Below are 10624 nucleotides of genomic sequence, written 5' to 3'. Positions count from 1 at the left end.
TCCAGGGAATCGGTGACGTTGAACATCACCAGCCTGCCATGACCGCCCTCTCTCAGCGAATTTGCAGAACTCTCAGCACACTACCGCCGGCCATCTCCCCCGCAAGGAGGGAGATTGGCAGCTTTGACGCCTCGCCACCTCCGCAACATTGGAGATTGGCGAAAGCCTTCGCGACATCTGATCTCACCCCTTGCGGGGGAGATGTCCGGCAGGACAGAGGGGGGTGTGAAGGATCACGGCGGAGCAGATTCTTTATTCACCCAACGCTCCCTCCAGCGCCGCCACGCCGCTCACAATCGCTGTCCGCTCCTCTGTGCTCAGCCTCTCCAGCAACTCCCGTTCAAACGCCTTCGCCAGCGGCACCATTTCGCCATAGGCCGCCAGCCCCGCCTTCGTCAGCGCCAGATGCTCTACACGTCGATCGTTCTCGTCGGTTGTGCGTACCAGCCAGCGTCGCCGCTCGAGCTCGGCCACGGCGCGCGACACCTTGGTCTTGTGCATGGCCGCCTGTTCGCCAAGCGCTGTCGCCGTCATCGTGCCGCGCTGTCCGAGCCCTGACAGCGTGCGCCATTCCGGCCGCGTCAGGCCGTGACGGTCGCGGTAGATTTTTGAAAATTCTCGGCTGACAGCGTCGGCCAGCCGGTAAAGCCGGTAGGGCAGGAAATTTTCGAGTTCGAGGGTTTCCATATGCGCACCGTGGATGCGGCATCAGCCGTTGATAGTTACATTTTCGATGGTTACAAATGAAACCAGTTTGGTCAACATCGCCGGCAGGCCGCGCTTCGCGGCGGTCGGGATTAGGGAGGATCGGATGGAATTTTCCTACATGCCGGGCTTCGGCAATGATTTTGAGACCGAAACGCTGCCCGGCTCGCTGCCGCAAGGGCGCAATTCCCCGCAGCGGCCGGCTTACGGACTTTATGCCGAGCAGCTCTCGGGCTCGCCCTTCACCGCCCCGCGCGGCACCAATGAGCGCTCCTGGCTCTACCGCATCCGGCCGAGCGTAAAACACACCGGCCGCTTCAAGGCGGTGAGCTATCCCTTGTGGAAGACCGCCCCCAATGTCGGCGACCACGAACTGGCGCTCGGCCAGTACCGCTGGAACCCGGTGCCGATGCCGAAGGAGCCGACCGATTTCATTCAAGGGATGCGCACCATCACCACCGCCGGCGACGTGCTGGGCCAAAGCGGCATGGCGGCGCATGTCTATGTCGCCAACCGCTCGATGGTCGACGACCATTTCTTCAACGCCGACGGCGAGTTGCTGATTGTCCCCCAGGTCGGTGCCTTGCGCTTTGTCACCGAGATGGGCGTCATCGAGCTTCGGCCCGGCGAGATCGCCGTGCTGCCGCGCGGTCTGGTGTTCAAGGTCGAGCTCGCCGACAAGGAAGTGCGCGGCTATGTCTGCGAGAATTACGGCGCCAAGCTGACGCTGCCCGACCGCGGCCCGATCGGCGCCAACTGCCTGGCCAACCCACGCGACTTCAAGACGCCCAGCGCCTGGTTCGAGGAGAAGGAGACGCCGTGCCGGCTGACGGTGAAATGGTGCGGCAATTTCAACGTTACCGAGATCGGCCATTCGCCGCTCGACGTCGTCGCCTGGCACGGCAACTATGCGCCCTACAAATATGATCTGGCGACGTTTTCGCCGGTCGGCGCCATCCTGTTCGACCATCCCGATCCGTCGATCTTCACCGTGCTGACGGCGCCGAGCGGCGAGGAGGGCACCGCCAATATCGACTTCGTCATCTTCCCGCCGCGCTGGCTGGTGGCGGAAGACACGTTCCGGCCGCCCTGGTACCACCGCAACATCATGAGCGAGTTCATGGGCCTGATCCATGGCCAGTACGACGCCAAGGAAGAAGGCTTCGTGCCCGGAGGCATCAGCCTGCACAATCTGATGCTGGCCCACGGCCCCGACGCACCTGGCTTCGAAAAGGCCTCGCGCTCGGAGCTGAAACCGGTCAAGCTCGACAACACGATGGCCTTCATGTTCGAGACCCGATTCCCGCAAATGCTGACCCGCTACGGCGCCGAGCTTGAAACAAGGCAGGACAATTACATCGATTGCTGGACCGATCTGAAGAAGCGTTTCAACGGCACGCCGGAGGGCGACTGGTCTTGAGATCAGCCCAATGAACGACCGGCTGGTGCTTCTCGGCTCGAAAGGCGGCCCGGCATTGCGGTCGGGCGGGCCGTGGCCGAGTTCGTCGCTGCTGGAGCTTGGCGGGCGGACCATCGTCGTCGATTGCGGGCTGGGTGTCACGCGTGGCCTGGTCGATGCCGGCGTCAGCCTGAAGGCGCTCGACCTGATCTTCGTCACCCATCTGCATTCCGATCATGTGCTGGAACTGGGGGCGCTGCTCCACACCGCCTGGACCGCCGGTCTGGCCAATCCGGTGACGTTGTTCGGACCGCCCGGCACCGGGCATTACTGGCGGCGCTTCTGCCAGGCGATGGAGTTCGACATCGAGATCCGAATCGTCGACGAAGGCAGGCCGGACATCCGCGAACTGGTTTCGATCGTTGAATTCGGCGAAGGCCAGGTTTTCGCACAACGCGGCCTGAAGGTCTCGGCACTGCGCGTCGACCATCCACCGGTAACCGACTGTTTCGCGCTGCGGTTCGAGCAAGGCGGTAAAAGCGTCGTCTTCTCATCCGACACCGCCTTCTTCCCGCCGCTCGCCGGCTTCGCCAAAAATGCCGACATCCTCGTCCATGAAGCCATGCTGGACGAGGGCATCGAGCGGCTGGTCGCCAGGACCGGCAACGGGGCGCGGCTGAAGGAGCATCTGCTCGCCAGCCACTCATTTGCCGAGGAAGCCGGCCGCATCGCCACCGATGCCGGGGTGAAGAGGCTGGTGCTCAACCACCTTATTCCGGCCGATGATCCCGAGATCGGCGGGGCCGACTGGGAGGTTGCTGTCAGGAAATCGTGGGTAGGTGACTTGACGATTGCCCGCGACGGCTTTGTTGTGGGGCTGGAGGCAAAGACGTGACGGATGAACAACACTGGGAGGATCTGCGGGCATCAGAGGCGCGGTCCTCGGAAAGCCTTCGATTGCTTCTCGACGATGTTCAGGATTTGCAGTCTTTCATCGGGTTCATCGACGGTCTGAGGCGAGATAGCGAGGATGCGGACCGCAAAGAAGCATTGAAACCGGCGGGACCCTATTCTTCAGGTTGGAATGGATGGGAAAACGGCTCGATCAGCGCCTTTCTCGAGCGGGCTGTCGCTTGGACTGAAGACAATCAGGGTGGCGATCCGGCATTCCTGGCTGATGAAAATCCTTGGAAGGCCGCTGCGAGAATTATCTACGCCGGCAAATATTACGAATAACCATTGGGAGGATGCATGAAGCTTGCCACATTGAAGGACGGGACGCGCGACGGAAAACTCGTCGTCGTCTCGCGCGACCTGACGCGCTTCACCGACGCCTCGTTCCTGGCGCGCACGCTGCAGGCCGCGCTCGACGACTGGCAACGGATTTCGCCGCATCTGGCGACCATCGCCGAATCGCTGGAGAACAATGCGGTGCCGTCGGCACGCTTCCATGAGCATGATGCCCATTCGCCGCTGCCACGCGCCTATCAATGGGCCGATGGTTCGGCCTACGTGAACCATGTCGAGCTGGTGCGCAAAGCCCGCGGCGCCGAGATGCCGGCAAGCTTCTGGACCGATCCGCTGATCTATCAGGGTGGCTCGGATTCCTTTATCGCGCCGCGCGAGCCGATCCGCGCGGCGGACGAAGCCTTCGGCATCGACATGGAGGCGGAGGTCGCCGTCGTCGTCGACGATGTGCCGATGGGCGCCAGCCTCGACCAGGCGCGCGCTGCGATCCGGCTGGTCATGCTGGTCAATGATGTGACGCTGCGCGCGCTCACCGGACCCGAACTCGCCAAGGGGTTTGGCTTCTTCCAGTCGAAGCCGTCCTCGGCTTTTTCGCCGGTGGCGGTGACGCCGGACGAACTCGGCGACGCCTGGGATGGCGGCAAGGTCAACCTGCCTCTGCTCGCCGACGTCAACGGCAAGCCGTTCGGCCGTGCCAATGCCGGCGTCGACATGACCTTCGACTTCCCGGCGCTGATTGCCCATGCCGCAAAGACACGGCCGCTGGTTGCCGGCACCGTCATCGGTTCCGGCACCGTCTCCAACAAGCTGGATGGCGGGCCGGGCAAACCGGTGGCGGCCGGCGGCGCCGGCTATTCCTGCATCGCTGAACTGCGCATGATCGAGACCATTGAGTCTGGCGAGCCCAAGACGCCGTTCCTGCGCTTTGGCGATACGGTGCGTATCGAGATGAAGAATAAAAGCGGAAACTCGATCTTCGGCGCCATCGAGCAGAAGGTCGAGAAGTCCCAGGCATAAGAGGGGGCAATGCAATGACGGGCGAGGCGTTCTACCTGCTGGCCGGCGTCTGGGCGCTGGCCATTCTGGTGGTCTTCATCCAGGCGATCCGGCTGAGCTACCGCATCGAGGCGCGCTCGCCTGATCTGACCAACCGCAGCGGCTACCCGCGCAAGGCGATGATGTTCCACACCATCACCAAGACCAATGTGGCGCGGGACGAGGAGACGCAGGCGATGCGGCGGCGCATGAACCGGCTGCTGCTGATCGTTGTCGCCGGCTTCGCGGTGATGGCGGCAGGCATTGGCCTGATCAGACGAATGAACGCGTGACCCTGCTCGAGCATTTCAGCCGCATGGCCGGCAACAATCTCTGGTCGAACGACCGGCTCTGTCGCGCCGTGCTGCAGCTAAAGCCCGGCGAATTCGAAGCCGAGCGCACAAGCTTCTTCCCGTCGATCAAGGCGACGCTCAACCACATCCTCGCGGTCGATCAACTCTATCTCGATTTTCTCGAAGAAGGCGGCGTCGGTGCGGCCGCTTATGACGACTACGTGCCGTTCGATGTGCCGCAGGCGCTGTTTGCCGCCCAGGTCGCAGCAGATCGACGCCTAATCGCCTTTTGCGAGAAGCTGTCGGAGGCGGATCTCGACCGTCAGGTCATCACGGACCGGCGCGAGGACGGCATGATCCCCGAAAAGATCGGCGACATTCTCGCCCATGTCTTCCTCCACGACATCCACCATCGCGGCCAGGTTCACGCGATGCTCTCGGGCAGCTCGGTCGCGCCGCCGCAGCTGGACGAGTTTTTGCTCGATTATGATTTGAAGGTGAGGAAGGAAGAGGTCGAGCGGCTGGGCCTCTGACCTTTATCTGGTGTACTCGTTCCATTCAGGGCCGAGTTTGTCGAAATCGTCAGAAATCCAAATCTTGCCCTTCAGGGCACCTATGCGCGACAACAAGTCTTCTCGAACTGGTGCCACGAGCCGCGCCGCGATCTTGCCGTGACGAGTGATGACTATCTCCTCGCCGGCTTCCGCGCGGCCGACGAGTTCCGATAGTTTGGCCTTTGCTTCGGTTATGGAGACGTTCACGGCTCGACCTCTCTTGTGATCGGAACTTAGATCAAAGCCGATCGAGCCGCAAACGAGCTTACGGTTTTCACGCCGCCTTGCCATCGACCTTGATCACGCCGCGCTTGATCTGGTCCTGCTCGATCGACTCGAACAGCGCGCGGAAATTGCCTTCGCCAAAACCTTCGTCGCCCTTCCTCTGGATGAATTCGAAGAAGATCGGGCCGATCACGGTTTTGGAGAATATCTGCAGCAGGATCTTGGTCATGCCGCCGTCGACCACGCCTTCGCCGTCGATCAGGATGCCGTGCTTCTTCATCCGCTCGATCGGCTCGTCATGCCCGTTCACCCTGTTGTACGACATGTCGTAGTAGGTCTCCGGCGGACCGGGCATGAACTTCAGCCCGTTGTCGGCAAGCTTGTCGGTGGCGGCGTAGATGTCGTCGGTGCCGACAGCGATATGCTGGATGCCTTCGCCATTGTACTTCTTCAGATACTCGGCGATCTGGCTGGTGTCGTCCTTGGACTCGTTCAGCGGGATACGGATCTTGCCGCAGGGCGAGGTGATGGCGCGGCTGACGAGGCCGGTGATCTTGCCGTCGATGTCGAAGAAATGGATCTGCTTGAAGCCGAACAATTCGCGATAAAAGTCCCACCATTTGTCCATCTGGCCGCGATAGACATTGTGGGTGAGGTGGTCGAGGAAATAGAAGCCGACGCCCTGGGGCCGCGGGTCGCGTTCGCCCAGCCACTCGAACTCGGCATCATAGGCCGAGCCCTTCTTGCCATAGGCTTCGATGAAATAGAGCAGTGAGCCGCCAATGCCGACAATGGCCGGCACGTCGAGCGCCTTGTCGTTGCCGTCGTAGGGCGTGGCGCCTTTCGATACCGCATGCTCGAACGCATGCTTTGCATCGACCACGCGCCAGGCCATCGAGGCGGCGCAGGGGCCGTGCTTGTCGACGAATTTCATCGCATGCGAACCCGGCTCGGCATTGACGACATAGTTGATGTCGCCCTGGCGCCAGACGGTGATGTCCTTCGTGCGGTGCTTGGCCACCGCGACATAGCCCATGCGGGTGAACAGCTCGGCGAGCTTCTGCGGCTCCGCATGGGCGAACTCGACGAACTCGAAACCGTCGGTGCCGGCGGGGTTTTCCTTGCTGATCTTGGCGGGCGGGGCGTCGTGCGGAAAGGGACCCATGGCATTGCTCCAAAACTGGCGGTGGCCGCAGCGGACCACGTGCAATCATAACGCGGAGCGGCTGCACGGTGCTTGCATTCAAACGCTTGAAATGATCAGATCGTGCGTGAATTGTGCACAAACGGGCCAAAGATCATGAATGAGACGCGCATCGATCAGTTCGACCGCAAGATAATGGCACTTCTGCAGGGCGATGGGCGGCTGACCAACAACGACCTGTCGGAGCGGGTGAACCTCTCCGCCTCCCAATGCTCGCGCCGCCGCCAGCGGTTGGAAGAGGACGGCTATATCAAGGGCTACCGGGCGGTGCTCGACCGCGACAAGCTCGGCTTCTCGCTGGTCAACGTCATCTCGGTGACGCTCGCCACCCACAACCGCGACAATGCGCGGCGCTTCGGCGAATTGCTGGCGCGGCTGCCGGAAGTGCAGGAGGCGCACGCGCTGACCGGTGAGATGGATTATATCTTGAAGGTGGTGACGCCCGATCTGAAATCATTGTCGGAATTCGTCAACGGTGTGCTCCTGCCGCACGACTCCGTGCAGCATGTGAAGACGGCGATCGTGTTGGAGACGCTGAAGGAGACCGGCGCGCTGCCGATCTAGTTTGAGAGAGTTTCAGTTGATACGTCGGCGGGACAGCACCCCTCTCTGGCCTGCCGGCCATCTCCCCCGCAAGGAGGAGATCAGCAGCTTTGTCCAGCGCTCATCCTGCAACGTCGGCGATTGGCGAAGAGCGAAGGCGACATCCGATCTCCCCCCTTGCGGGGGAGATGTCCGGCAGGACAGAGGGGGGTGTGAGGGATCGCCAGCGCCTCAGGATGCTCACCCCTTGGACTGCTGGATCAGCCCGTAGAGATTGGTGCAGCGCGCGCCGGAGCGGCAATAGGCAAACACCGGGCCTTCGAGCGCGTCGAGCGCTTCGGCCTGATCTTCGACATTCTCGGCTGTGATCTGGCCGCTGATCACCGGGATGTAACGGAAGGCCAGCCCCGCGGCTTCGACCGCCGCCTTGACGCTGTCGGCCGAAGGCTGGTCGGGCTGCTCGTCATCCGGCCGGTTGCAGATCACGCTCTTGAAACCGGCTTCCTTGATGGCGGCGGCATCTTCGGGCTGGATCTGGCCCGAGACCGAATAGTCCTCGCTGATTTCGCGATATTCCATGGCTCTCATCCTCCAATCTGGTTTGGCGCAAAGTCTTGCCACTCTCACACGAGGTCGGCAATCCGCGCCGGAAAGAAATCCCTCGGCGCAGATAGACATTTGCGGCCCAAGATCCAACCCAGGCTCAAGAGGTTTCGCGCTGTTGGCCTTGCCCGGAGGCGGCAGCGACTCTAAACAGGCGCACCGACAAACGAAGGAACCATCCCATGAGCATTCGTCGCATCGATGTTGGCCCGCGCATGAGCCAGATCGTCATCCACGGCAACACCGTCTATCTCGCCGGCCAGGTCGGAACGCCCGGCGCCAGCGTTGGCGAACAGACGAGGTCGATCCTCGCATCTATCGACGAACTGCTGGCCAAGGCCGGCACCGACAAGACCAAGATCCTGCAGGCGATCATCTGGCTGGCCGATATGGGCACCTTCGCCGAGATGAACAAGGAATGGGACAAGTGGGTCCCGCAAGGCAACACGCCCGCCCGCGCCACGGGTGAGGCCAAGCTTGCAGGGCCGGAATACACTGTCGAGATTATCGTTACGGCGGCGATTTAAAGTGCAGCCTTCTACCTCCCCCTTGTGGGGAGGTCGGACCAAAGGTCCGGGCGGGGGGCTGGCGCCGACCCCCACCCCGCTGCTTCGCAGCGACCCTCCCCACAAGGGGGAGGGTAAAGGAGCTACCCCTGCGAAGGCTTGAACCTCGCCACCAACGTGTGGCTCTCCGCGGCGTAGGTGAACCTCACCTGCGTCACCGGGTGCTCGGCGCTCCAGGTTCGGCGCTCGACCACCAGGCAGGGCGCGCCGGTTGCGACGTCGAGGGCTTCGGCAATATGCCTGTCGGCCGCGACCGCGCGGATACGGTGCTCGGCCTCGCTCCATGGCACGCGGCCGATCAGCCAAGGACCGGGGGCAATGTCGAGAAACTCCTCCTCGGCGGCTTCCGCGACGGCGGCCAGATTGATCAGCCGCTGTTCGTGCGCGAACGGCCGCTTGCCGGCAAAATGCCGGCATTCCAGCGCCAGCACCTGTCCAGCCGCTCCCAATTCCAGCAAGGCGCGATCCTCGGCGCTGCTGCGCCTTTTCTGCCGCGCCATGCGCTCATAGCGATAGGCCAGCCCAAGCGCTTCGACCTCGATCCTGATGTCGTGAATTTCCAGCACCGCGGCCTGCGACTGCGGCTGGCGGACAAAGCTGCCCGAACGGCGGCGGCGCTCTATCAGCCCGGCCTTGGCCAGTTGCGACAGCGCCTTGTTCACCGTCATGCGCGAGCAATTGTATTCGGCCGTCAACTCGTGCTCGAACGGGATGCGGTGACCCGGCGCCCAGGCGCCGGACATTATTTTCTCGCTGATGTCGGACAGGATGCGCTGGTGCAGCGAACCGCCGCCTTCCACCGCCGCTGTCTCTGATATGCTCATGCCGAAAGCGCCGTCATCACATGGCGAAAGCGCTCGGCGATCGTCTCACGCACTGCATGCCGGCCGCCGCTGACTTGTTTTTTTCCGTGCACCCAGACGCAATCGACCTTGCCGCCATTGGCAAAGATCCAGGCGTCGAGGATCGCATCGCCACTTTTTCCGGCCAGCGAAGGATGGTTTTCGTCGAGGGAGACGAAATCAGCCGCGGCGCCGGCGGCGATCCGCGACGGGCCGGCGCCGAGTGCGGTGCTGCCGCCATCGAGGGCGGCGTCGAACAGAGCCCGCCCGGTCGAGCCGCCGGCCACCGCCAGCACATTGCGGGCGCGGTGTGCGAGGCGCTGCGAATATTCGAGCTGGCGCAATTCATCCGGCAGGCCGATCAGCACGTTGGAATCCGAGCCGACGCCGAAGCGGCCGCCATGTTCGATGAACAGAGGTGCTGAAAAGGTGCCGTCGCCGAGATTGGCCTCGGTGATCGGGCAAAGCCCGGCAATGGCGCCGCTTCTGGCCATGCCGGTTGTCTCAGCCTCGGTCATGTGGGTGGCGTGGATCAGGCACCAACGCTTGTCGATCCCGGCATTGGCGAGCAGCCATTCGACCGGTCGCGCACCCGACCACGCCAGGCAATCCTCGACCTCCTTCGCCTGCTCGGCGACGTGGATGTGGATCGGTCCGTCCGGCGCAATGGCGGCAACAGCGCTGAGTTCCTCCGGCGTCGCGGCGCGCAGGCTGTGCGGGGCGACGCCGACGACAGCCTGATTCAACGCACGAACCGATTCGCGGCTTTTCTCAAGCAAGCGTTCGAACCGATTCACATCGTTGATGAATCGCCGCTGGCCTTCGTTGGGCGCAGCGCCGCCGAAGGAGGAATGGGCATAAAACACCGGCAGCAGCGTCAGGCCGATCCCGGTTTCGCCGGCGGCCGCGGCAATACGTTCGGCCATCTCGGCAAGGTTGGCATAGGGTTTTCCGTCGCGATCGTGGTGGAGATAATGAAATTCGCCGACGCGCGAGAATCCGGCCTCCAGCATTTCGACATAAAGCTGGGCGGCGACCGCCTCGACCTGGTCCGGCGTCATCGACAGCGCGAAGCGGTACATCACCTCGCGCCAGCTCCAGAAGCTGTCGGCGGAGGGACCGCGCAGTTCGGCAAGCCCGGCCATGCCGCGCTGGAAGGCGTGGCTGTGCAGGTTCGGCATGCCCGGCACCAGAATGGCGTGGCGTTCGTCGTCAGCCTGTATCGACGTGCCGGCTTCGACTGCCGTGATGCGACCGTCGTTCAACAAAATCCGCACCTTGTCGTGCCAGCCATTGGGCAGCAGCGCCTGTTCCGCAAAGATCGCCGTCACGTTTTTCTCCGCATTCCCTGAACAATTGCACTTGCAGTGCTTTTCAATATGTATATACATAATCGCCATCCAATCA

The 10624-nt window shown here is 62.6% G+C and carries 14 protein-coding genes; 8 read left to right on the top strand and 6 right to left on the bottom strand.

Features of this window, described 5'->3' with window-relative positions:
• Window positions 1-252: 252 nt before the first annotated feature.
• Window positions 253-687 (bottom strand): MarR family winged helix-turn-helix transcriptional regulator, encoded by a 435-nt coding sequence (locus tag NKJ77_RS17325; RefSeq protein WP_023831543.1) that lies wholly within the window; start codon window positions 685-687, stop codon window positions 253-255.
• Window positions 688-811: 124 nt separating this feature from the next.
• On the opposite strand from NKJ77_RS17325, the gene hmgA reads away from it, so the two are divergent.
• From hmgA to NKJ77_RS17295, 6 genes are read left to right on the top strand one after another with little or no spacing between them, the layout of a single operon-like run.
• Window positions 812-2125 carry a homogentisate 1,2-dioxygenase gene (gene hmgA, locus NKJ77_RS17320; protein WP_023831544.1) on the top strand — a complete coding sequence of 438 codons (1314 nt, stop codon included), beginning with the start codon at window positions 812-814 and terminating at the stop codon, window positions 2123-2125.
• A gap of 10 nt (window positions 2126-2135) precedes the next feature.
• On the top strand, window positions 2136-2999 hold the full coding sequence (locus NKJ77_RS17315) for an MBL fold metallo-hydrolase (protein WP_352535513.1): 864 nt from the start codon (window positions 2136-2138) through the stop codon (window positions 2997-2999).
• Window positions 2996-3340 (top strand): DUF7660 family protein, encoded by a 345-nt coding sequence (locus tag NKJ77_RS17310; RefSeq protein WP_023713593.1) that lies wholly within the window; start codon window positions 2996-2998, stop codon window positions 3338-3340. The genes NKJ77_RS17315 and NKJ77_RS17310 overlap by 4 nt, the downstream gene beginning before the upstream one ends.
• Before the next feature lie 15 nt (window positions 3341-3355).
• Window positions 3356-4369, top strand: a complete 1014-nt coding sequence (locus tag NKJ77_RS17305) for a fumarylacetoacetate hydrolase family protein (protein WP_352519325.1) — start codon at window positions 3356-3358, stop codon at window positions 4367-4369.
• Between the two features lie 14 nt (window positions 4370-4383).
• Entirely contained in the window at window positions 4384-4680 is a 297-nt protein-coding gene (locus NKJ77_RS17300) for a hypothetical protein (protein ID WP_352519324.1), read from the top strand.
• On the top strand, window positions 4677-5213 hold the full coding sequence (locus NKJ77_RS17295; protein WP_352519323.1) for a DinB family protein: 537 nt from the start codon (window positions 4677-4679) through the stop codon (window positions 5211-5213). Before NKJ77_RS17300 ends, NKJ77_RS17295 begins: the two co-directional genes overlap by 4 nt.
• Window positions 5214-5216: 3 nt before the next feature.
• On the opposite strand, the gene NKJ77_RS17290 is transcribed toward NKJ77_RS17295, so the two are convergent.
• Together NKJ77_RS17290 and hppD are read right to left on the bottom strand one after the other, a co-directional pair.
• Window positions 5217-5441 (bottom strand): type II toxin-antitoxin system Phd/YefM family antitoxin, encoded by a 225-nt coding sequence (locus NKJ77_RS17290; protein ID WP_023702307.1) that lies wholly within the window; start codon window positions 5439-5441, stop codon window positions 5217-5219.
• A 67-nt stretch (window positions 5442-5508) separates the two neighbouring features.
• Complete coding sequence (gene hppD, locus NKJ77_RS17285; protein WP_023694412.1) at window positions 5509-6624, bottom strand: 4-hydroxyphenylpyruvate dioxygenase; 1116 nt, start codon at window positions 6622-6624, stop codon at window positions 5509-5511.
• 135 nt (window positions 6625-6759) lie between these two features.
• Between hppD and NKJ77_RS17280 the strand changes: the two genes are divergently transcribed.
• Entirely contained in the window at window positions 6760-7227 is a 468-nt protein-coding gene (locus NKJ77_RS17280) for an Lrp/AsnC family transcriptional regulator (RefSeq protein ID WP_352535512.1), read from the top strand.
• Window positions 7228-7446: 219 nt separating this feature from the next.
• Here the strand turns inward: NKJ77_RS17280 and NKJ77_RS17275 are convergent, their stop codons facing one another.
• Window positions 7447-7785 (bottom strand): protein tyrosine phosphatase family protein, encoded by a 339-nt coding sequence (locus NKJ77_RS17275; protein WP_023672907.1) that lies wholly within the window; start codon window positions 7783-7785, stop codon window positions 7447-7449.
• 206 nt (window positions 7786-7991) lie between these two features.
• On the opposite strand from NKJ77_RS17275, the gene NKJ77_RS17270 reads away from it, so the two are divergent.
• Entirely contained in the window at window positions 7992-8336 is a 345-nt protein-coding gene (locus NKJ77_RS17270; RefSeq protein WP_023672906.1) for a RidA family protein, read from the top strand.
• A gap of 122 nt (window positions 8337-8458) precedes the next feature.
• Here the strand turns inward: NKJ77_RS17270 and hutC are convergent, their stop codons facing one another.
• Together hutC and NKJ77_RS17260 are read right to left on the bottom strand one after the other, a co-directional pair.
• Window positions 8459-9199 carry a histidine utilization transcriptional repressor HutC gene (gene hutC, locus NKJ77_RS17265; protein ID WP_352535511.1) on the bottom strand — a complete coding sequence of 247 codons (741 nt, stop codon included), beginning with the start codon at window positions 9197-9199 and terminating at the stop codon, window positions 8459-8461.
• Window positions 9196-10548 (bottom strand): formimidoylglutamate deiminase, encoded by a 1353-nt coding sequence (locus NKJ77_RS17260; protein ID WP_352535510.1) that lies wholly within the window; start codon window positions 10546-10548, stop codon window positions 9196-9198. Before NKJ77_RS17260 ends, hutC begins: the two co-directional genes overlap by 4 nt.
• Window positions 10549-10624: the final 76 nt, after the last annotated feature.

Origin of the sequence: Mesorhizobium sp. M0052 (assembly GCF_040323255.1) — a bacterium.
Lineage (GTDB): Bacteria > Pseudomonadota > Alphaproteobacteria > Rhizobiales > Rhizobiaceae > Mesorhizobium.
The sequence above is the reverse complement of the archived record's forward strand: the minus strand, read 5'-3'. Positions and strand labels throughout refer to the sequence as shown.